We start from the raw sequence: 20,243 nt of genomic DNA on the forward strand, positions 1-20,243 counted from the left end.
GCCGACGCGTCGCGGAAGGGCGCCGGCCGGCTCGCCGGGGCTGTTCCGCCCGGCAGGGGTACCCGCCCGCCGACGGGAAGAACCCGGCGCGCCCGCGGCACCGCGTGGACGTGCCCAGGCTCGGACGGAAGGCGGCTGATCACATGCCCGGGACCACGGACGGCCTCACCGACGACACGGTCGACCTCCATTTCATCGGCAACGCGACCGTGCTGCTGCGCTACGGCCCGCTGACCCTGCTCACCGACCCGAACTTCCTGCACCGCGGCCAGTACGCCTACCTCGGCTACGGGCTGCTGAGCCGGCGCCTGACCGAGCCCGCCGTGCAGCCGTGGGACCTGCCCCGTCTCGACGGGATCGTGCTCTCGCATCTGCACGGGGACCATTGGGACCGCCGCGCCCGACGCCACCTGGACCACGCGGTCCCGGTGATCAGCACACCGCACGCCGCACGCCGGCTGAAAGTGCTGCACGGGTTCGAGCGGACGGCGGGACTGCGGACCTGGCAGGGGCTCACCCTCCGGCAGGGCCGGACGCAGGCCACGATCACGGCACTGCCCGGCCGGCACGCCGGGCAGCCGGTGCTGCGCGGGCTGCTGCCGCCGGTGATGGGCAGCATGATCGAGTTCGGGCTCGTGGGCGGGCCGCCGCGGCTACGGCTGTACGTCTCCGGAGACACGCTGCCCTATGACGGCCTGGACGAGATCACCCGCCGTTTCCCCGCCGCCGACCTGGCCGTCCTGCACCTGGGCGGCACCCGCCTCCCGGGCGGGTTCGTGGTCACCATGGACGGCGCGCAGGGTGCGGAGCTGGCCCGGCGCCTGGACCCCGGGGCCGTCCTGCCCGTGCACTACGGCGATTACACGGTGATGCGCTCGCCGCTGTCCGCCTTCCTGGCCGAGGCCGGCCGGCTCGGCCTCGGCGACCGCGTCGTCCACTGCCCGCACGGCAGCCGCGCCCGCCTCTCCGCGGAGCACGGGGCGGCCCCCGTCGTCACCTGACAGGCCCCGGTGCGGTCCCGGCCCGTCCCCGGACCCGAGCCGGGACGGCACCCGGGCGGTCCGCCGCCGAGCGGACCCTGACGGGACTTCCTCTGTCCGGACGGTTCCCGCACGACCCGTAGCGGCACCGCGCGCGTGCTCAGCGGGTCACCACATGGCGCTCGCCGGGCACGCAGTGCGTCATGGTGAGGCCCTCCACGTTCCGCGGCGGGTTCTTGCCGGCTTCCTGCCGAGGTTCGCCAGCCGCTCCTCCTCCTACCCGGCGAGGTCCTCGGCTGCCGGCGGCTCCAGGTACGCGACGTCCTCCGGGCGGATGCCGAGGCTTTCGCCGATCCGCGGCCCGAGGCCGTTCTCCACCAGCAGGAAGTGCCACACCATCCGCTCGGGGACGGGCCGGTCGCCGCCGCCCCCACCTCCGCCCACGTCGTTGGTGCGGGGGATTCGCTCGCGGGTGAGCCGGCCGCGGATCTCCGGGCCCCGCGCTCGTCGTGCGCCGGGTACCGCGCCTCACGCAGCCCGCCCCGGATCGACGGCTCGTAGTTCGGGGGATAGGTGAGCGTTCCAAGAAGTTCGGTCAGCACCGTTGACGCGGCGTAGCGGCGCCCGCACATTACCTATCGGTAGTACCCGCGGTAATCCCGCGACCGGTACCTCACGGCCGCCGTCGTACGTACGCCTGCCCGGCCGGGCCCCGGCGGCCGGCGCTCCCCCCGGCTCGAGCCGCCGCATTCTCGCGCACCAGCACGCGTGCGGGCACCCCAGGCCCGCACGCCCCGTGTTCCCCGCCACGAGAAGAGAGAGCACATGCCCCTGCCCGCCCCGCGCCCCGCCCCCCGCCGCCGCGTCCTCACCGCGGCCTGCGCGGTCACCGGCGCGCTGGCCCTCGGCCTCAGCGCCGCCCCCACTCCCGCCCACGCCACGGCACCCCTCAAGTACGCGGCCCTCGGCGACAGTTACAGCGCGGCCTCCGGCGTCCTGCCCGTCGACCCCACCAACCTGCTCTGTCTGCGCTCCATCGCCAACTACCCGCACGTCGTCGCCGCGCACACCGGGGCCAGGCTGACGGACGTCACCTGCGGAGCCGCCCAGACCAAGGACTTCACCCAGGCCCAGTACCCCGGGGTCGCTCCCCAGGCCGACGCCGTCGCCCCCGACACCGACCTCGTCACGCTCACGATCGGCGGCAACGACAACGGCACCTTCATCAACGCCGTGGCCGCCTGCGGCACCGCGGGCGTGCTGAGCGGAGGCGCGGGCAGCCCCTGCGAGGACAAGTACGGCACCTCGTTCGAGGACGCGATCGACGCCCACACCTACCCGGCCCTGAAGACCGCCCTGCGCGCCGTACGGGCCAAGGCACCCGACGCCCGCGTGGCCGTCCTGGGCTACCCGTGGATCACCCCCGCGACCGCGGACCCGTCCTGCTTCGCGAAACTGCCGATAGCCTCCGGTGACGTGCCCTACCTGCGTTCCCTCCAGACCCACCTCAACGCCGTCGTCCGGCGCGCCGCCGAGGAGACCGGCACGACCTACGTCGACTTCGCCCGGACCTCCGAGGGCCACGACGCGTGCAAGCCCGTCGGCACACGGTGGATCGAGCCGCTGCTCTTCGGCAGCAACATCGTGCCGGTGCACCCCAACGCCCTCGGCGAGCAGCGGATGGCCGAGCGCGTCGTGGACGCCCTCGGCCTCGACTGAACGCCCTGGGCCTCGTTCCGGGTCTCGACGGGCCTCGGCTGACGGACGCCGGCCCGCCGGCACCTCGGCGGGTGGGTCGGTCGGCCGGCGGATCGACGGCCCCGTCGGTCCGCCGGGTTCGCTGGGCCTGCCCGTCCGCCGGTCCGCGGGCCCGCCGGCTCCCCGGCCTCCGTGACCGCGCCGCCGTCACTCGCCCGGTGGCGGTGCGGTCCTCCGTCCCCCCGGATGGCGGATCCGCCGCGCTATGCGGACGCGAACGGGGTAAGGGGACGGCGACCGGCGACGAGTGTCTGTGACGAGGAGCGAACCATGACCGACGACGCCTACCTGTTTCTCGCGGACGACCCGGCCGACACGCTCGGCGTGCCGACGGCCGCGACGGAACCGCTCGCCTGCATGGACACATCAGCGGTGCGCGCGTGGCTGGACGCGCAGGGCGTGTCGGCGACGTCCCCGCGGCTGCGGGTGGTGCCTCCGGAGGACACCGCGGCCATTCCCGCGGAGGCGGAGCGGCTGCCGGTTCCGCTGAGCGAGGAGGAACTGAGCCGGCTGCGTCACCGTACGGCTCCCGAGACCCTGGCCGCGGTCGAGACCGACCTGCTCGCCTACCGCGACTGCGCGCACGGCCGCGACGAACTGCTCGCTCGCGCGGTGGCCGCGGGTGTCGCCCCCCACCGCATCGCGGAACTCACCGGTGAGGACCCGGCTGTCGTCCGGGCGGCGGCCATCGGCTGAGCGGATGCCGCGCCGGCCGGGGGCCCGGAACCCGCTCCGGGGACGCCTCCTGGACCGCGTTCCGCCGCCCCGCGATGTCCCTCTTGCCGGGCAAAAGGCTGAGCAGCCATAACCTGTCCGGTTTCCCTTCCGTTTGCTCAGGTGCGGGTGAGTGCCCGCAACAGTGTCTGAAGGGCTGGGAACCGATGAAACGGGCTACCCGTAACAGTGTGATCGCCTTTGCCGCCGTCTCCGGCGCGATGGCAGTGGCGGGGCCGGTGTACGCCGACTCCTCCGCGAACGGGGCCGCGGTCGGCTCGCCCGGGCTGATCTCCGGCAACGGCATCCAGTTGCCGGTGGACGTCCCGGTGAACGTGTGCGGGAACACCGTGAACGTGGTCGGGCTGCTCAACCCCGCGATGGGCAACCGCTGCGCCAACGAGGGCGGCGCCAAGGCGGGGAAGGAAGGCACCGAGTCACAGGGCGGGGCCACGGCTGACGGTGTCGCGCGGAACTCGCCGGGAGTGGTGAGCGGCAACGCCATCCAGCTCCCGGTCGATCTGCCCGTGAACGTCAGCGGCAACAGCGTGAACGTGGTGGGCATCGGCAACCCCGTCGCCGGCAACCAGTCGGTGAACGGTCCGGCCGACCGGCCCGACGAGCCGCAGCGGAACACGCCGCCCCGCCAGGAGCCGCCGGTACGCTCCGTGCCCCCGCACCGGCCGCACGGCACGCCGCCGGTCCGTTCGACGCCGAGGCCGTCTCCCGTAGTAAGGGAGCGGACGCCCGGCACCCTCGCGCACACCGGAACGGACGGCACCTGGGCGCTGGCCGCCGCGAGCCTGGCCTCGCTGATGGGCGGAACGGTGCTGTACCGCCGCTCCCGCTCGAAGGCGGCCGGCCGCCAGGGCTGACCGCACACGCGGCGAGACGGTCCGGCCGCCGGTCCCCGGCAGGACCGGCGGCCGGACCCGGCTCATCCGCGGGCACCGAAGCGGCCACGGCCACCGGCACCCCCGGGCCGTGGCCGCTTCGCACCACTACGGGACCGCCACCTCGGCCGGGCCTCGACGACGGACGCCGGCGCGTCACGCTCCGGCGGGTGACATGAGTTCGTCCAAGGTGGGGAACCGCCGGGCCAGCGGGTCCCCGGTGCCCGCGGGGTCCGGGCGTCAGAGCTGCACCGAGCCCTACAACCACCGGGGAGAACGTCCCGACGGCGGAGTATGGCCCGAGGACCAGCCGCAGCGCGTCGACCACTGGAACCGATTGCTCCGCCAGGTCGCCGGCCGGCGTCGCGGCACGGTCGGCATCCTCGACCTGGGGCGCCGGCTGTGCCCGCAGGGCACCTTCACCTGGCAGGTCGACGGCGTACAGGTGCGCAGTGACGGCGTTCACCTCACCCCGGAGGGCGTCCGCTGGCTGCAACCCTCGCTGGTCTCCCGGATCGAGGCCGCGGCCCGCTGAGATCCCGCCGGGTGGGACCGCGGAAACGGGGGACACGGATACAGCGTGCCGACAGGCGTGCGGGCTCACCGGCCGGGCATACGCCTGATAGAGCCGTTGGCTCATTCACGTTGGAGGGACACCATGATCGCTCTCGGCGTTGTGCTACTCATCATCGGATTCCTGTTCCACCTCTCGATCCTGTGGACGATCGGAATCATCCTTCTGGTCATCGGCGCGATCCTCTGGATTCTCGGATCCGTGGGGCACGCCGTCGGAGGCCGACGCCACTACTGGTGAAGCAGCCGCTGCCACGGCCGGACCGCCTTCCGGCCGTGGCCGGCCGCTGAATGGGCCTGAAACCGTCCCGGCGTCGCGTCGGCGCACCGCTCAGGGTCAGCCTGTGGCGTGCCGCCCAGCAGGCGCCGCACGGCCGTCCGGTCCACCGTCCCGTCCGCGTCGAGAGGCAGGGCGGAGACCGAGGTCAGCCGGGCCGGGACCATGTACGGCGGCAGGCGCCGGCGCAGGGCGCCGCGGAGATCTTCGGTGGTCGAAGCGGCCGTATCGCTCGCGCCGCCGGCCGACGACGGTCTGGTACTGCTCCCACCGGCCGACGACGGTCTGGTACTGCTCCCTGATCTCCTCGGCGCCGACGCGCCCGGTGTCCTCCGGCAGCGGCTCGACGGGGAGCCGGAAGTCGTCACCGTCCGTTTCGACGAGGGTACTTCCGTGTGACCAACCCTCCAGGGACGCACCTCCTGGCCGCGACGGCCGCCCCGGCCGGGCAGGCGCCCGCGTTACTCCGGTCAGCGCCCTCGTTACTCCGGTCGGCGCGGCTTCCTCCGGTCGGGCGCGGCGTCACGCGGCGAGGGCCCGCGTCCCGCTTCCCTCACGCGGTGGTACGGCCTCGGCCCAGGCCTCGGCACGGTTGAGGCGCCTGAGCACGGGGAGCTCGCCGGGTGCGTGCGCTCTGTCGCGCGTGTGGGTCCCCCTGCAGTGCGCCAGTACACGGCCCAGGGCCTCGCGGATCGAAGTCCCCGGCACGTCTATGCAGATACGTTCTTCCGCGTAGGCGCGGACCAGTGCGTGCAGACGGAACCATCCGGGTTCCGCCTCCACCAGGAGATGCGTCCTGGACAGTGCGTCGAGATGCTCGCGCACCGTCTGTTCGTGCTCGCCCGCGAGGACCGCGGCGCCGGTGGTGTCCGTTCGGTGCAGCGGGTGAAGGGCGAGGAGGCGCAGCAACTTCCGCGCACCTGCGGCCAGCCGCGCGTCGGAGGCGGCCAGCGCGCCGCGGACACCGTCCTCCAGCGCGAGGGTGATCAAGGGCTCGCGGTGGTAGTCGTCCAGCGTCCAGCCGGGGTGCTCCCGCATGTGGCGGCCGATGACCGTCAGGGCCAGCGGAAGGTGTCCGAGGTCGTCGGCGATCCGGCGCAGGGCGGTGGCGTCCGTGGCGAGGCGGTCGGCTCCCGCCGTCCTGCGCAGCAGTTCCACCGAGTCGGCCGGTGCCAGCGGGGGGAGGGAGAGGCGGGTCGCGTCGGGCAGCGCGCGCAGCGTACGGCGGCTGGTGATCAGAGTGCGGCACGTCGGGTCCCCGGGAAGCAGTGCCCGTACGTGCGCTTCGTCCGGTGCGTCGTCCAGGACGACCAACGCGCCCGTGCCGGTCAGGAGTTGCCGGTACAGGGCGGCCCGGGCGGCGGCGCCGTGCGGGATGCGGTCCCCGGTGACGCCCAGCAGACGCAGGAAGGTCTCCAGCACCGCGGCGGGGTCGGCGGCCGGACCGTCCGGTGCGAAGCCGCGCAAATTGGCGAAGAGTACGGGCGCGTCGGCGCGTCTGCGGGGGGACAGGCGGTGGGCCACGTGCAGGGCGAGTGAGGTCTTCCCGGTCCCGGCGGCGCCTTCCAGCACCACGACGCCTGCCCGGCCGCCCGCCGCGAGTGCGGCTTCGGCGTCGGCCGCCGGCCGGGACCGGCCGACGAGGAAGGACGGCGCGCCGGGCAGCCGGTCGTAGGCGGTGACGCGGGCGGCGGCCTCGGCTTCACCGAGGACGGTACGCAGTGCCTGCCGCCATACCGCGACGGCCGCCTCGTCGCCGCCAGCGAGTGTACGGACGACGGCCAGCAGCAGGTCGGGATTGGGGCGGCGGCGGCCCAGCTGGAAGCAGTTGCCGATGGTCGAACGGGCCGGCCATTCGCTGCACGGGCGGCCCGCGCGCTGCCAGTCCTTGTGGACCCGGCGGGTGATCTCGGTGATCGACGGATTGCCCGCCCACGCCTTCAGCAGCCGCAGCTCCGCGATGAACTCGTCCAACGTGCGGGCTTTCCCCGGATCCAGTACCTGCGGCACGAACATCCTCCCCCATGGGACACCTGGGCCACCATCAACTTGGAACACTCGTTTCAAGTTAGACGACGGGGGGTCTCGACTGTCAAGCGTTATACGGCCGTTGACCCTCCGACGCAGAGCGCGTCCAGGATCATCCACGATGACTCCGGAACCCCGCGTTCCGTCCCGATGCTGAGTGCCGATCTCGCCGGCCACCTCGACCGGAGCCCCGCTCTCGTGCGCAGACACTCGCGTCCAGGACAGGAGTTCGTGCCCCACGATGCCAGGAATCGGCGTACCCCTTCCGCCCCGCCGGCGGCGGCGCGAGCCGCACACCGCCCCCTGACCGCCCCCGCGCCCGCTGTTCGCCGCGTCACTGCCGGCGGCCCGGCACGGCCCTACCGGGCACAGCTCTCTCCGTGACGTGATCGAGGTCGGCTTCCCCCAGGAGCGGCGCCGACCATCCCCCACCGGCTCTCTTCCGCACCGAAGGAGACAAGAACGTGGAAACGCACACCCCCATGCAGACCCCGCACACCCCCGTGCAGTCCCCGCACGACCCGGCCGCGCAGACCTCCGCCATGCTCGACGACGCCATGCGCCAAGACGTCAAGCACCACGACGCAATGCGGCACGACACCATGCGCCACGGCGCCCCCTGCGAGCCGCAGGACGGTACCCAGCGCGTCACCATCGTCGGCGCCGGCTTCTCCGGGACGCTCACCGCCATCCGGCTGCTCCACTTCGCTGACACACCGCTGGAGATATGCCTGATGGAGCGGGAGGAGGGCTACCGCTACGGCGGTATCGCCTTCGGCGAGGCGTCCACCAACTGGGAGCACATGCTCAACATCCAGGCCGGCCGCATCACACTGCGCCGCGAACGCCCGGAGGACTTCCTGGAGTGGGCGAACGAGGAGGCGGACCGCTCCGCATGGCCGCAGAGGTGGCGGTACCACACCTTCGGCGTGGCCTGCGTCGTACCGCGGCGGATCTTCCGGCAGTACCTGGCCGACCGGCTGCGCGGCGCGGCCGCCGACGCCCATGCCGGCGTGACGTTGCGGGAGCTGACCGGAGAGGTCATCGACGTACGCCGCCAGGGCGACGGCTACGCCGTCAAGTACGCCGACGCCGGACCGCAGGGCGGTGTGCACGAGCTGTACTCGGGCCAGGTGGTCCTCGCGACCGGTCACCTCTCGCCCGTGCAAGCGCCCTTCTACCACCGCGTCAAGGGCAGCGACCGCCTCATCGACGACCCCTACGCCCCCGCCGCCCAACAGCGGTTCCAGGCGGTCGGCCCCGAGGAGACCGTCCTCGTCACGGGCTCCGCGCTGTCGGCCTTCGACACGGTGATCTCCCTCATCCACGCCGGCCACCAGGGGCAGATCCTGATCTGCTCGCGCGGCGGCCACCTGCACGGCACCTATCCCGCCGACCACGAGCACGACATCTGGCAGGCGCGCCGTCCGCCCTTCCTCGACGCCGCGAAGCTCACCCCCGAGGTGGTCGTGGAGGGGGTCGAGGCGGAGTACGCGCACCTGCGCGCCGAGCACGGTGTGGAGGCGGGCGGCGCACTCGACGCCGTCTTCGCCGAGCGCGTCATGAAGGCGTGGGAGCCGTACGTCATCGAGCTGGTCTCCCGCATGGACGCCCGTGACGTGCGGATGCTGCTCGACCGGTACAAGAGCCTGATCGTCACCAATCGCACCAGCACCGTGCGGGAGATCGGCGGTGTCGTCCGCAGCCGGATGCGCGGCTTCAAGGGCGCCCCGAAGACCGTCGACGTGCTGTCCGCCGTCATCCAGGACATGCGTCCCGTCGAGGACGGCACGAAGATCCGGGTGGTCTTCGCCGACCGGCCGGACCTCGTCGTCGACCGGGTGGTCAACTGCCTGGGCAACAACACCGACTACGAGCGCGCCGACCACCCGTTGTGGAACGGCCTGGTCAACGCGCACCGGTACGCACAGCCGCAGACCCGGACCCACCGGGGCATCGAGGTCGGTGTGCACGGACAGCTCATCGCCGCCGACGGCACGGCGGTACCCGGCCTGTTCGGCGTCGGCCCCATGCGCCAGGGCGACGAGACCACCCGCCGTGGCCGCCTGGGCGCGTTCGTGTTCAGCATCGGCACCCTGCGCAACCAGTGCTTCGACACGGCGATGGAGGTGCTGCGCCGCCTCAGGACCGCGAGCGATGAGGAGCAGATGGACACTCCCGACGGCATCCACCACTGCCTGATCCGCAGCAGCGACTGGATCGCCGCCGACCTGTCCACCGGGGAACCGCAGGCCACCGGCCTGCGCGAGCGCCTCCAGAGCTACGCCCGCGAACGCGCCTACCCCAACGCGGTCAACTACCTGCAGGCCCAGGACCGCACCGAGCGCCGCAAGTACCGCGGCATTCTCGAGGACGACCTGGCCGACTTCGGCGCCGCGCTGGCCCGCGAGTTCCAGCTCACCGCACAGCAGGCCCGGCGGACCGTCTCCCTGCTGGCCACGCTGGTGGAGAAGCACGCGGTGCACAACCTGTGCGACATCACCAAGCTGGCGGGCTGGGACTCCGGTTACGCCGACCAGGTCGTGCACGCCCCGAAGAAGGAGGCGTGATGACGCACACCGACGAGCAGACGCTGCTCAGCCGCCTGTTCATGGTCCGGCACGGCGAATCGACATGCAACTCCGTGCACCGCATCGCCGGGCAGCGCGACGCCCCGCTGACCTTCCTCGGCCGCATCCAGGCCGAGAAGGTCGCCGAGGGCCACCGCGGCCGGCACTTCGACCGCGTCTACGTCTCTCCGCTGATCCGCGCGCACGAGACCGCCGACATCATCTTCGGCCTCCAGGACGAGCAGCCGGACGCCCCGGAGGTCGTGGTCGACGAACGGCTCATGGAGCGCGACTTCGGCAGTTACACCCTGGAGAGCAAGTCCGTCCTCCAGCGCCGGCACGGCATCGCCGAGTACGAGCGCGCCATGAACTCCGACAGCCCCACCATGCGGGGCGGCGAGACGTTCGCGCAGTTCAGGGACCGTGTGCACGCCTTCTACGAGCAGCAGCTGCTGCCCGCCCTGCGCCGCGGCGAGGTCGTCTGCGTGGTCTCCCACAAGTACGTCGTCGAGCTGATCTGCCGGTTCATCCTGGACCGGCCCTCCGACGACTCCTACGACCTGCGTCTGCCTAACTCGCAGATGCTGCGCGGCGACCGGATCCCCGGCTATGTGAAGAACGAGAACGAGACCATGAACATGGTCTACGACTGGATCGTCGTCAACCATCCCGTGGTCTTCTGCGCCGGCCTGGCCGCCGGACTCCTGGCCAACCTGGCCGGAGCGCGCCTGTCCGCGTCGCCGTACCTGCTGCTCACCCTCCTGGTGCTGGCCAGCGTCATCACCATGTGCCGCATCGAGCTGGAGAACGCCCGTACCTTCGTCACCGACCGGGGCGCCCTCCGGTCCGTGGCCCTGCGCTACCTCCTCCTGCCGATCGCCTTCGCGGCGCTGTTGCGCTGGCGGGACGTCGGCAGTGACAGTACGGCGGCGATCGCCGCGGTCTTCCTCGCCACCCCCGGATCGGTGGTGGCGATGACGGTCAGCCGCTGCCTCGGCGGCATGATCATGCCGACGTTCGCGCAGGTCCTGCTCTCCTCCCTGGCCGGGACCGTCTCGTTCTCCACCGTCCTCGCACTGACCCTGCGGGAGGACGTGGCCCCGGCCGTGGCGGTCAGCGCGGCGACCTCGACCGGCGTGGTCACCGCCGCCTATCTGCTGGTGCGGCGGCTGCGGGAGCGTTCGCCCATCCGCACCGCCAAGTACGGCGAACGCAACGGATACGTGGCGGTCCTGCTGCTCACCGCCTTCATCGTGCTGGTCTGCCTCAAGCTCGACCTGGACGGCTTCACCCGCTACGCACCCACCGCGGTGGGCATCGCCGTCGGCCTGCGGCTGATCGCCGCCGCCCTCAAGCGCCGCCGCCATGTGCAGACCCTCGACGACTACACCGCCATGACCTACCCGAACGTGTTCGTGGTGGTCATCATCGCGGCGCTCACCGGCCGCACGGCCCTGGAACAGGTGGCCATCTGGACCCTGGTGCCCATGTTCGTCCTGTCGTTCTTCGACAGCTGGTACGCCCGGTATCTCGTCGTCGCCCCCGACGACCCGCGCTGGCCCACCGTGCTGGGCCTGCGGGACCACGTCCCCGCCCGCGAGCACGCCGCCCCCTCGCCCCCCGTGTCTCCGGGCTCCCCCGCACGTATGACGACCAGGAGTTGATGGTGACCGCGAGACCGACTTCCCTGATACCCCGGCCTGTGATGTTCTGGACCGGCGTCGCCCTGACGTGTGCCGGCGTGATCGAACACCTCTGGATGTTCGCCGACTCCGTGTCCATGGATTTCGACATGTCCATGATGAAGATGTCGCCGGTGATGTGGGCGGCCATGGTGGTCATCGTCGCAGGGGTGGTGATCTCCGGGTTCGCGGTGGTGACGCCGGCCGGAGCGGGCCCCGCCGTCCTGCGCGCTCCGGCTCCCACGACCACCGCCGGCCGGCACCGTCTCATCGCCATCCTGAGCTTCGCGCTGCTGGTGGACCAGATGAAACCCGCCACCCTGGCGTTCATCTCGCCCGGCATGCGCACCGAGTACCACCTGAGCGCCGCCGATATCTCGTGGCTGCCCACGGTGGCACTCACGGGCACGGTCCTCGGATCACTCGTGTGGGGACGTGCGGCGGACCGCATCGGCCGCAGGGCCACCATCCTCCTGGCGTCCCTGCTCTTCCTCGGTACGACGGTGTGCGGCGCCATGCCGAGTTTCAGCGGCAACCTGATCATGTGCGCCCTGATGGGTATGGCGGCCGGCGGCATGCTGCCCGTCGTCTACGCCCTGATGACCGAGAGCCTGCCGCCCGGCCGGGGCGCGGGCGTCATGGTGCTCCAGGCCGGCCTCACCACGACCGGCGGCTACATGGCCGCCTCCGGGCTGGCCGCGGTCCTCATCCCGCTGGCCGGCTGGCGGGTGCTGTGGTTCGCCCAGCTCCCGCTGGTCCTGATCCTCATCGCGCTGAACCGGTGGATCCCGGAATCGGCCGCGTTCACCGCGCGGCAGGCCCGGCCCGAGCGCGTCCCGGCCGCCACCCTGTTCAAGCCTCCCCAGAGAGCCAAGACGCTGGTGGTCAGCGCCTACGCACTGGCCTGGGGCCTCGTCTACTGGGGTTTCATCACCTTCCTGCCCAGCCAGCTCCAGTCCTCGGGCGGGCACGGCATGTCCGCCGCCACACTGCTGTTCCTCTCGTCGCTGCTGTCCATCCCCACCTGCGCGGTGGCCGCGTGGCTCTACACGCGCTGGTCGGCCCGGGGCACCATGGTCGTCTACGCGGCCCTGACCATCGCGGCCCTCCTGGTCCTGGCCGCCGTCGGCACGGACGGCAGCCGGCCGGTCCTCCTGACCGCCGTGATGCTGCTGTTCGCCGGCACCGCCGGTGTCATCGCCCTCATCGGCCCCTACACGGCCGAGATCTACCCCATGGCCATCCGGGGCACCGCCGGGGGATGGGCCGCGGCCGTCGGCAAATCCGGCGGAGCCTTCGGGCCGCCCCTGATCGCGCTGGTCCTCTCGGCACCGGGAGGCATGCGCACCGCGGCCGTGTTCGTCGCGCTCCCCATGGCCGTGGCCGGGACCGCCGTCGCCGCGCGCGGGAGCGACCCGCGAGCAGCCGCCCCACCCTCCAGGAGTGCCGGGCACTTGGACGCCGAACTGGACCGACTGGTGCGTGACGAGACCGCTCCCGCCCGGGCCGCGGCGACAACGCCCGCCCCTGGCGAGGGAGGTACGGCGGCATGAGCGGCGGCGTCGACGGCGTCGCACTCGCGGTCTTCGCCGCCTTCTTCCTGGCCGTCACGGTCATGGGCTTCCTGGCGGCGCGCTGGCGCAGGGGTGTCGACGGGCACAGCCTGGACGAGTGGGGCCTGGGCGGCCGGTCGTTCGGCACCTGGATCACGTGGTTCCTGCTCGGCGGGGACGTCTACACGGCGTACACCTTCGTGGCCGTCCCGGCGGCGATCTACGCGGCGGGCGCGTCCGGTTTCTTCGCGGTGCCGTACACGATCCTGGTGTACCCGCTGATCTTCACCTTCCTGCCCCGCCTGTGGTCCGTCTGCCACCGGCACGGCTACGTCACCACGGCGGACTTCGTCCGGGGCCGGTTCGGGTCCAAGGGGCTGTCGCTGGCGGTGGCGGTCACCGGCATCCTGGCGACGATGCCGTACATCGCGCTCCAGCTCGTCGGCATCCAGGCCGTGCTGGACGTGATGGGCGTCGGCGGCGGCGAGAACACCGACTGGTTCGTGAAGGACCTGCCGCTGCTGATCGCCTTCGGCGTGCTGGCCGCCTACACGTACTCGTCCGGTCTGCGCGCGCCCGCGATGATCGCCTTCGTCAAGGACATCCTCATCTACGTCGTGATCACGGTGGCGATCATCTACATCCCGATGAAGCTGGGCGGGTTCGGCACCGTCTTCGCCCGGGCGGCCGAGGCGTACGCGCGGACCGGCCCGGCGACCGGCAGGCCGCGCGGGGCACTGGTCAGCGGGCCGGACGCCCGGTGGACCTACGCGACCCTGGCGCTGGGTTCGGCCATGGCCATGTTCATGTATCCGCACTCCGTCACCGCGACGCTCTCCAGCGCCAAACGCGACGTCATCCGCCGCAGTACGACGGTGATGCCGCTGTACACGCTCATGCTGGGTCTGCTGGCGCTGCTGGGCTTCATGGCGATCGCGGCCGGGGTCAAGGTCACCAACGGGCAGCTGGCGATCCCGCAGCTGTTCGAGGACATGTTCCCGAGCTGGTTCGCGGGCGTGGCCTTCGCGGCGATCGGCATCGGCGCGCTCGTGCCCGCGGCCATCATGTCCATCGCGGCGGCGAACCTCTTCACCCGCAACATCTACAAGGACTTCATCAAGCCGGACGCCACGCCGCGGCAGGAGACCCGGGTCTCCAAGATCGTGTCGCTGCTGGTGAAGGTGGGCGCCCTGGCCTTCGTCCTCACCATGGACAAGACGGTCGCCATCAACTTCCAGCTCCTCGGCGGCATCTGGATCCTCCAGACGTTCCCGGCCCTGGTCGGCGGCCTGTTCACCCGCTGGTTCCACCGCTGGGCGCTGCTCGCCGGCTGGGCGGCCGGCATGGTCTACGGCACGCTGGCCGCCTACGGGATCGCCTCGCCGACGCAGAAGCACTTCGGCGGTTCCAGCGCGAGGATCCCCGGCATCGGTGAGATCGGCTACATCGGCCTCACGGCGTTCGTCCTCAACGTCCTGGTGACCGTGGTGCTCACCTTCGTACTGAGGGCGCTGGAGGCCCCCGACGGCGTCGACGAGACCGAACGGGGGGACTACACGGCCGACGCGGAAGCAGCCGTCCCGGACAGCCGGCGAGGACCGCGGACCGGCGATTCGCTTGCCCCGTCCGCCGGTTGAGGATCCCGATCGGCACGGACCTTCCGGCCCCACGTGCCCGCGTCGGGCCGGAAGCTCACGGGTTCGCCGTGTCACGCGGCAGCGGGGTGGCCGATCGACTCGAGCGCGGCGGTCACCGTCCTCCTCAGCGCCCGGGGGTCGGCACCGGCGCGTGAGCGCAGGTTCACGCCGTAGGCGAGCAGGGCCAGCAGGTCGGCCGAGGCCGCCGGATCGGCTCCCGCGGCGAGTTCTCCCTCGGCCTCGGCCGTGACCAGCGCCGCGTACATCGCGTCTCGCAGCTCCTGGTGGTGCTGGTCGAGGACGGAGCGGACGCCGGGGTCGCCGTTCTCGGCGCCGGCGTGCGCGTTGGAGACCATGCAGCCCCAGCGGGCGTACTCGCCGGAACACCGGGCCTCGATCAGGCGGTCGAAGAATTCGGCGACGGCCGGCAGTCCGCGCTCGTCCTCGGCGAGTCGGCGGAACATGGGCTGCGACCGCTGTTCGAGGTAGCGGCGCAGCGCGGTCAGGTAGAGCTCCTGCTTGCCGCCGAAGGTGGCGTACAGGCTGGAGCGATTGAGACCGGTCGCGGCCACGATGTCCTGGATTCCGGTGGAGGCCACGCCCTGCCGCCAGAACAGCCGCACCACGGTTTCCAGGGCTGCGTCCGGATCGAAGTGCTTGACGTCCGGCATGAGTCACCCCGCCATCTTGAAATGAGGATTCCAAGATACTCCGCACGGGTCGAAGGGCAAAGGGAGCGCCGGCGCGCGGCGCCGGCGCGCCGCACGTTCCGTGCGGGCGCGGCATCCAGGTTCGTCCACGATCCACCCGGCGGGACGGCGCGGCCGCCATCCTGCGGCCATGAATCGCATACCAGCACTCTGGACGGCGGCCTACGGCCCCAGAAGGCCCCGGTTCCTCCGCTTCCTCGCCCGCCGGGGGGTCCGGCTGGCCGAATTCGTGCGCATGCTCGCCCTGGCGGACCACCGCCCGTTCACCACTCTCTGAGCCTCGCACCGCGCCTCGCCTGGCGCGGGGCCGTGTCCTGCCATTATCTTGGAACGGTCGTTTCAAGTTCTGGAGGGGCTCCGCCCCGCGCCTGCCACCGACCGGGAGAAATGCAGCATGCTCAGTCTCAACGCCGAACTGCGCGCCTTCTACGACGCCCGCCAGCAGCAGATCCCCGCCGAGGTCCGGGAGGTCATGTGGCGAGCCGGCCGGGCACTCGCCGACTCCGGGCAGGGCGACCGGGCCCTCACCGTCGGCGACCAGGCCCCCCGGTTCTCGCTGCCCTCCGCGACCGGCCGGACGACGGCCCTCGACGACCTGCTCGCCGGCGGCCCGGTCGTGCTGACCTTCTACCGCGGAGCCTGGTGCCCGTACTGCAACCTCGCCCTGCGCGCCCTCCAGCGACACCACACCGACATCACCGCACGCGACGCCCGCCTCGTCGCCGTCTCCCCGCAGATCCCCGACGAGTCCCTCACCCTCACCGAGAAGCACGACCTCGCCTTCGACGTCCTCAGCGACATCGGCTCCGACACCGCCAAGCAGTACGGCCTCGCCTTCGACCTCCCCGACGACCTCGCCGCCGTCTACGACAAGCTCGGCTTCGACCTCCAGCGCGTCAACGGCGGCCACCCGCGCACCCTGCCCCTGCCCGCCACCTACGTCATCGACGGCACCGGCACCATCCGCTGGGCCTTCGTCGACACGGACTACACCAAGCGGGCCGAACCCGCCGACATCATCACCGCTCTCGACGCGCTCGGCTGAGCCTCGTCCAGCGCCTGCTCGGCGCGGCGACCCGACGACCGGTCCGGGTCCCGCGGCAGCGCCCACGCGGTTCCCGGCGGCCTGATGGGGGAGCGCGCCTCGGCATCGAGCGGGCGTGGAGGTGTGGTCCTCGTCATGGACGCGACCGTGAGCACCCGGCCGCCCCCGGTCACCGCCGGGCAGCGGCGCCACGGCTCCGGGTCCTGCCTGGGCGGAGGGTCCGGCTGCCGGCACCGGGAGTTCGGTGGAAGCACCTGCCACCTGCTGTCACTCGTAGGGGGCACCCGGTGCGGCGCATGCGTGCGTCCGCATGCGGGGACCCCGGATCGTGCGCACGGTGAGACCCAGGGACCGTGACGACGGCGAGGGCAGATGATCGTATCGGTGGTGTCGATGCCGGCGGGGATCGCCACTCGTACCGGCCTCTCCGAGGCCCGGGGACAGCTCGCCGTGTCCGACTTCCTGCTCGTCGACGTCCACCTGCCCGACGACCCGGCGACGGGCGATGCGAGGACGGGCGAACGGCCGGTCATCGAGCAGCTCGGCCTGGAGGCCGAGACCCCGTACTGGTTCGGCAGGGTCGGCGAACCCGCGAGGGCGGACTTCCTCGGGGACAGGGCGGGGTTCGTCGTACCCGTGCTCGTCGACGACCGGATCGTCCGCATCCACGCCCTCGTGACCGAGCGGCACCTGGTCACGCTCCACCGAGGGCCGGCCACACCACTGGGGAGTTTCATCGCACGGCTGAGGCAGGAGGAGCCGCCCGACACCGTGGCCCTGCTCTTCCTGTTGCTCCAAGAGGCCCTGGAGACGTTCCGCCGGGCCGCCGTGGCGGACCTCCTTGTGGTGGAGGACCTCGAGAACGAGATGTTCGAGAGGCGGAACCCGGAGCAGGTCTACCGCCTGGCACGACTGCGACGGCGCGCCGCGCTTCTCCACCACACCCTCCTCCCGTACCTCCAGGTGATGGACGAGACCTTCACGAGGCGGATGCTGAACCGCGGCTTCCCCGAACAGCGCCAACGGCTCGCCCGGGAGTTCCAGCATGCCGGCAGACTGGTGCTCACGGACGTCGAGGCCCTCCAGGACGCCACCAGGCGGACCTTCGCCAGCTACTCCTCCCTGGCGGCCGGCGAGCAGAACGGCGTGATCAACCGGCTGGCGATCGTGTCGACGATCTTCCTGCCGCTGACATTCCTCACCGGCTACTTCGGCATGAACTTCAGTTACCTCACCGACGAGATGGAAAGCAGGGCCGTCTTCTGGCTGCTCGCCGTCGGCCTCCAGGCAGGTGTCCTGTTCGCAGCGCTCTACGTGCTGCACCGTACCCACCTCTGGCGCAGGCTCCGTAATGAAGACGATCTGGAGGACCGGTGAGTCCGGCGCCCCGCCGTGGCCGACCCGGCACGTGGCCATGGACGACCGACGGCCGGGACCGGTCCTCCCGTGCGGTTCCCGCAGTACGGCCCTTTCCCGCGGCGCCCGCGCGAACAGTGCGAGGGCGTCATCGACGCCGGCGGTCGCGGCGCCCGGCAGGCGAGCCGGACGCCGCGACCGGGTGGGTCAGGCCGACGCGGTCACCGCTCCGCCGAGGTGCCGGGCGAAGAACCGGACCGCGCTGTCGGCCTCGAACCGGGGCAGCTCCTTGTGCCGACCTGAGTTGACGTGCAGGGACTTCTCCTTGGAGGCGAAGGCGTCGAACAGCGCGAGACCTTCCTCGCGCGAGATGTGCTCGTCGTCCCACTGGAGGTCGAACTCGACCGGGACGGTGATCCGCTTCGCCTTCTCGGCCAGTGCATCGGGCCAGTGCTGACCGAGGACCGCGGCCGTGATCCGGGGTTCGATCGCCACCAGCGGCACTCCGATCGCGGTGCCCATGTTGAGGCCCCAGTAACCGACCGGCCCCTCGGTGCCGATCTCCGGGAGTTCCTGGAGGGCGTCCAGGGCCGCCTGGTACTCGGGCACGGCGAGTCGTGCCAGGTGGTCGTTGTAGCGGACGACGATCGGGCCCTCCGGCTCGCCGGCCGCGCGCGCCCGGAATAACTCGGCGATCTCCGCCTCGTCGTGCGCCGTGCGCGGCCGGTCGCCGTGACCGGGCGCGTCGATGACGGCGACGTGGAAGCCGCAGCCGGTCACCAGGAGGCGGGCGCGGCCGGCCATCGCCGGGTGCTTCTTGTGGTTGCCGCCGCCGTGGCCCATCAGGACCAGAGGCGCGCGGTCGGCGCCGCAAGCCGGCGACCAGAGGACTCCGGGGACGCCGCCCACGGTGAAGTCACGCTCGGTGATGCCGTGGGACGTCGTCTCGGCGGTGAAGTGCAGAGAATGCATGGGTGTCGCCCTTCGGGAGTGCCTGGTTGTCGAGGCGCTCCCGGCGATACCTACGTCAATCGCCGGCCGTGACGGGAAGGGGGAGCACCCACGTCGATACAGCGTTCATGGGTCTCACCTCCTCGGGCGGTGTCACTGGCGACCGAAAGCTATCAGCTTGATCGTCGTCCCTGCATCCCTTTTTCCCGCCGCGTGATCACCACTCCGGGCAGGCCCTGGGAGTGCCGATCGGGCGGTTCACGAGGTCAACTGCTCACGTGCCTTGCGACCGGAGCCGGTGGACCTGACGCCACGTTCGGGCCCGCTGATCTCGGCCCACACCGCGTCGAGGGAGAGGCCGAGGACATCGGCGATCGCCGCGATGGTCGGGAAGGCCGGGGTGGCCACGCGGCCCGACTCGATCTTCCGGAGGGTCTCCGGTGAGACACGTGCGTCCAGCGCGGTGTCGAGCATCGAGCGCTCTCCTCTGGCCCGCCGTAGGAGGGCGCCGAGGCGCTGTCCGCGTTCTACCTCTGCGGGGGTGAGCGGCAACCTGACCATGGCTCCCATTCTAGTACCGGTATAGTATTCCCGGTATAGTTATTGGTCGCATGAGAAGGGCGCCGCATGATCGAGATCTTGAATCCCACCCTGCTGGCCCGGGCGAAAGACACGGGCGCCCTGGTCGCTGACATCCTCCAGACGCTGAAGAGCCGCAGCACGGTCGGCACGAGCCTTCTGGACATCGACCGGTGGGCCAAGACCATGATCGTCGAGGCGGGGGCGCAGTCCTGTTACGTCGCCTACGAGCCGTCCTTCGGGCGCGGCCCGTTCGGCCACTACATCTGTACGGCCGTCAACGACGCCGTCCTGCACGGACGACCGTACGCCTACCGACTCGCCGACGGTGATCTGCTGACACTCGACCTCGCCGTCTCCAGGGGCGGAGTCGCCGCAGACGCCGCCATCAGCTTCATCGTGGGCGAGGCGAAGCCGCCGGAGAGCGTCGCGATGATCGATGCGACCGAACGCGCGCTGGCGGCGGGGATCGCCGCTGCCGGGCCCGGGGCGCGCATCGGCGACATCTCCCATGCCATCGGCACGGTCCTCAGCGAGGCGGGATACCCGATCAACACCGAGTTCGGAGGCCACGGCATCGGATCGACGATGCACCAGGACCCGCACGTTCCGAACACCGGGCGGCCCGGCCGTGGTTACACACTGCGCCCCGGGCTGCTGCTGGCACTGGAGCCGTGGGTCATGGCGGACACCGCCGAACTCGTCACCGATGCCGACGGGTGGACGCTGCGAAGTGCGACAGGCTGCCGGACCGCACACAGCGAGCACACGATCGCCATCACCGATGACGGAGCCGAGATCCTCACCTTGCCGAAGCAGGCGCGGCCGTGAGGCCGGAGCCGCGTGTTCCCTGACTCACCGGCAGAGTCCCGACGTCGCCCGCCTCGCCGCCGGGGACGGACGGCCCATCGGCGAGGCGCATCCGCGTAGGGCCGCC

The 20,243-nt window shown here is 71.7% G+C and carries 19 protein-coding genes and 1 pseudogene; 15 read left to right on the forward strand and 5 right to left on the reverse strand.

What is annotated here, in order from left to right; translation table 11 throughout:
* Window positions 1-143: 143 nt before the first annotated feature.
* Window positions 144-1,001, forward strand: coding sequence for an MBL fold metallo-hydrolase (locus ACGFT1_RS25280; protein WP_373911257.1), 858 nt, complete (start codon window positions 144-146; stop codon window positions 999-1,001).
* 139 nt (window positions 1,002-1,140) lie between these two features.
* Here the strand turns inward: ACGFT1_RS25280 and ACGFT1_RS25285 are convergent.
* Window positions 1,141-1,543 (reverse strand): annotated as a pseudogene (locus ACGFT1_RS25285) (catalase); the annotation flags it as partial.
* Window positions 1,544-1,805: 262 nt separating this feature from the next.
* Between ACGFT1_RS25285 and ACGFT1_RS25290 the strand changes: the two are divergent.
* The 6 genes from ACGFT1_RS25290 (at window position 1,806) to ACGFT1_RS25315 (ending at window position 5,594) form a co-directional block, all read left to right on the forward strand.
* The gene (locus tag ACGFT1_RS25290; protein WP_373911258.1) at window positions 1,806-2,699 is read left to right on the forward strand and encodes an SGNH/GDSL hydrolase family protein; all 894 of its coding nucleotides are present in this window, start codon (window positions 1,806-1,808) and stop codon (window positions 2,697-2,699) included.
* 309 nt (window positions 2,700-3,008) lie between these two features.
* Window positions 3,009-3,434 carry a DUF6003 family protein gene (locus ACGFT1_RS25295; protein ID WP_373911259.1) on the forward strand — a complete coding sequence of 142 codons (426 nt, stop codon included), beginning with the start codon at window positions 3,009-3,011 and terminating at the stop codon, window positions 3,432-3,434.
* Window positions 3,435-3,643: 209 nt separating this feature from the next.
* Window positions 3,644-4,327 (forward strand): chaplin, encoded by a 684-nt coding sequence (locus ACGFT1_RS25300; RefSeq protein WP_373911260.1) that lies wholly within the window; start codon window positions 3,644-3,646, stop codon window positions 4,325-4,327.
* Window positions 4,328-4,520: 193 nt separating this feature from the next.
* Window positions 4,521-4,880, forward strand: a complete 360-nt coding sequence (locus tag ACGFT1_RS25305) for an SGNH hydrolase domain-containing protein (RefSeq protein ID WP_373911261.1) — start codon at window positions 4,521-4,523, stop codon at window positions 4,878-4,880.
* A gap of 123 nt (window positions 4,881-5,003) precedes the next feature.
* On the forward strand, window positions 5,004-5,159 hold the full coding sequence (locus ACGFT1_RS25310) for a DUF6131 family protein (RefSeq protein ID WP_356822229.1): 156 nt from the start codon (window positions 5,004-5,006) through the stop codon (window positions 5,157-5,159).
* Window positions 5,160-5,405: 246 nt separating this feature from the next.
* Entirely contained in the window at window positions 5,406-5,594 is a 189-nt protein-coding gene (locus ACGFT1_RS25315) for a hypothetical protein (RefSeq protein ID WP_373911262.1), read from the forward strand.
* A 123-nt stretch (window positions 5,595-5,717) separates the two neighbouring features.
* Here ACGFT1_RS25315 and ACGFT1_RS25320 read toward each other — a convergent pair whose 3' ends face one another.
* Window positions 5,718-7,205, reverse strand: a complete 1,488-nt coding sequence (locus ACGFT1_RS25320; protein WP_373911263.1) for an NB-ARC domain-containing protein — start codon at window positions 7,203-7,205, stop codon at window positions 5,718-5,720.
* Window positions 7,206-7,687: 482 nt separating this feature from the next.
* On the opposite strand from ACGFT1_RS25320, the gene ACGFT1_RS25325 reads away from it, so the two are divergent.
* From ACGFT1_RS25325 to mctP, 4 genes are read left to right on the forward strand one after another with little or no spacing between them, the layout of a single operon-like run.
* Window positions 7,688-9,793, forward strand: a complete 2,106-nt coding sequence (locus ACGFT1_RS25325; protein WP_373911264.1) for an FAD/NAD(P)-binding protein — start codon at window positions 7,688-7,690, stop codon at window positions 9,791-9,793.
* Window positions 9,793-11,457 (forward strand): histidine phosphatase family protein, encoded by a 1,665-nt coding sequence (locus ACGFT1_RS25330; RefSeq protein WP_373911265.1) that lies wholly within the window; start codon window positions 9,793-9,795, stop codon window positions 11,455-11,457. The genes ACGFT1_RS25325 and ACGFT1_RS25330 overlap by 1 nt, the downstream gene beginning before the upstream one ends.
* A gap of 41 nt (window positions 11,458-11,498) precedes the next feature.
* Complete coding sequence (locus ACGFT1_RS25335; protein ID WP_373911266.1) at window positions 11,499-13,028, forward strand: MFS transporter; 1,530 nt, start codon at window positions 11,499-11,501, stop codon at window positions 13,026-13,028.
* Window positions 13,025-14,665 (forward strand): monocarboxylate uptake permease MctP, encoded by a 1,641-nt coding sequence (gene mctP, locus ACGFT1_RS25340; RefSeq protein WP_373911267.1) that lies wholly within the window; start codon window positions 13,025-13,027, stop codon window positions 14,663-14,665. Before ACGFT1_RS25335 ends, mctP begins: the two co-directional genes overlap by 4 nt.
* Window positions 14,666-14,736: 71 nt before the next feature.
* Here mctP and ACGFT1_RS25345 read toward each other — a convergent pair whose 3' ends face one another.
* A complete protein-coding gene (locus tag ACGFT1_RS25345) occupies window positions 14,737-15,336 on the reverse strand; it encodes a TetR/AcrR family transcriptional regulator (RefSeq protein ID WP_373911268.1) in 600 nt (199 codons plus the stop codon).
* Window positions 15,337-15,505: 169 nt separating this feature from the next.
* Here ACGFT1_RS25345 and ACGFT1_RS25350 point away from each other — a divergent pair, with 169 nt between their 5' ends.
* The 3 genes from ACGFT1_RS25350 (at window position 15,506) to ACGFT1_RS25360 (ending at window position 17,797) form a co-directional block, all read left to right on the forward strand.
* Window positions 15,506-15,652 carry a hypothetical protein gene (locus ACGFT1_RS25350; RefSeq protein ID WP_373911269.1) on the forward strand — a complete coding sequence of 49 codons (147 nt, stop codon included), beginning with the start codon at window positions 15,506-15,508 and terminating at the stop codon, window positions 15,650-15,652.
* Between the two features lie 117 nt (window positions 15,653-15,769).
* Window positions 15,770-16,420, forward strand: a complete 651-nt coding sequence (locus tag ACGFT1_RS25355) for a peroxiredoxin-like family protein (RefSeq protein ID WP_373911270.1) — start codon at window positions 15,770-15,772, stop codon at window positions 16,418-16,420.
* 393 nt (window positions 16,421-16,813) lie between these two features.
* Window positions 16,814-17,797 (forward strand): CorA family divalent cation transporter, encoded by a 984-nt coding sequence (locus ACGFT1_RS25360; RefSeq protein WP_373911296.1) that lies wholly within the window; start codon window positions 16,814-16,816, stop codon window positions 17,795-17,797.
* Between the two features lie 186 nt (window positions 17,798-17,983).
* Here ACGFT1_RS25360 and ACGFT1_RS25365 read toward each other — a convergent pair whose 3' ends face one another.
* Together ACGFT1_RS25365 and ACGFT1_RS25370 are read right to left on the reverse strand one after the other, a co-directional pair.
* Window positions 17,984-18,748, reverse strand: coding sequence for an alpha/beta hydrolase (locus tag ACGFT1_RS25365; RefSeq protein ID WP_373911271.1), 765 nt, complete (start codon window positions 18,746-18,748; stop codon window positions 17,984-17,986).
* Between the two features lie 237 nt (window positions 18,749-18,985).
* Complete coding sequence (locus ACGFT1_RS25370; protein ID WP_373911272.1) at window positions 18,986-19,288, reverse strand: helix-turn-helix domain-containing protein; 303 nt, start codon at window positions 19,286-19,288, stop codon at window positions 18,986-18,988.
* A 66-nt stretch (window positions 19,289-19,354) separates the two neighbouring features.
* Between ACGFT1_RS25370 and map the strand changes: the two genes are divergently transcribed.
* The gene (gene map, locus ACGFT1_RS25375; RefSeq protein ID WP_373911273.1) at window positions 19,355-20,137 is read left to right on the forward strand and encodes a type I methionyl aminopeptidase; all 783 of its coding nucleotides are present in this window, start codon (window positions 19,355-19,357) and stop codon (window positions 20,135-20,137) included.
* Window positions 20,138-20,243: the final 106 nt, after the last annotated feature.

This window comes from Streptomyces sp. Y20 (genome assembly GCF_043195475.1).
GTDB lineage: Bacteria > Actinomycetota > Actinomycetes > Streptomycetales > Streptomycetaceae > Streptomyces.

What these genes read in the sequence shown, in the direction of transcription:
- ACGFT1_RS25280 (WP_373911257.1), top strand. Translation starts at nt 144, where the DNA reads ATGCCCGGGACCACGGACGGCCTCACCGACGACACGGTCGACCTCCAT.
- ACGFT1_RS25290 (WP_373911258.1), top strand. Translation starts at nt 1,806, where the DNA reads ATGCCCCTGCCCGCCCCGCGCCCCGCCCCCCGCCGCCGCGTCCTCACC.
- ACGFT1_RS25295 (WP_373911259.1), top strand. Translation starts at nt 3,009, where the DNA reads ATGACCGACGACGCCTACCTGTTTCTCGCGGACGACCCGGCCGACACG.
- ACGFT1_RS25305 (WP_373911261.1), top strand. Translation starts at nt 4,521, where the DNA reads ATGAGTTCGTCCAAGGTGGGGAACCGCCGGGCCAGCGGGTCCCCGGTG.
- ACGFT1_RS25310 (WP_356822229.1), top strand. Translation starts at nt 5,004, where the DNA reads ATGATCGCTCTCGGCGTTGTGCTACTCATCATCGGATTCCTGTTCCAC.
- ACGFT1_RS25330 (WP_373911265.1), top strand. Translation starts at nt 9,793, where the DNA reads ATGACGCACACCGACGAGCAGACGCTGCTCAGCCGCCTGTTCATGGTC.
- ACGFT1_RS25335 (WP_373911266.1), top strand. Translation starts at nt 11,499, where the DNA reads ATGTTCTGGACCGGCGTCGCCCTGACGTGTGCCGGCGTGATCGAACAC.
- mctP (WP_373911267.1), top strand. Translation starts at nt 13,025, where the DNA reads ATGAGCGGCGGCGTCGACGGCGTCGCACTCGCGGTCTTCGCCGCCTTC.
- ACGFT1_RS25345 (WP_373911268.1), bottom strand. Translation starts at nt 15,336, where the DNA reads ATGCCGGACGTCAAGCACTTCGATCCGGACGCAGCCCTGGAAACCGTG.
- ACGFT1_RS25350 (WP_373911269.1), top strand. Translation starts at nt 15,506, where the DNA reads ATGAATCGCATACCAGCACTCTGGACGGCGGCCTACGGCCCCAGAAGG.
- ACGFT1_RS25355 (WP_373911270.1), top strand. Translation starts at nt 15,770, where the DNA reads ATGCTCAGTCTCAACGCCGAACTGCGCGCCTTCTACGACGCCCGCCAG.
- ACGFT1_RS25360 (WP_373911296.1), top strand. Translation starts at nt 16,814, where the DNA reads ATGCCGGCGGGGATCGCCACTCGTACCGGCCTCTCCGAGGCCCGGGGA.
- ACGFT1_RS25365 (WP_373911271.1), bottom strand. Translation starts at nt 18,748, where the DNA reads ATGCATTCTCTGCACTTCACCGCCGAGACGACGTCCCACGGCATCACC.
- ACGFT1_RS25370 (WP_373911272.1), bottom strand. Translation starts at nt 19,288, where the DNA reads ATGGTCAGGTTGCCGCTCACCCCCGCAGAGGTAGAACGCGGACAGCGC.
- map (WP_373911273.1), top strand. Translation starts at nt 19,355, where the DNA reads ATGATCGAGATCTTGAATCCCACCCTGCTGGCCCGGGCGAAAGACACG.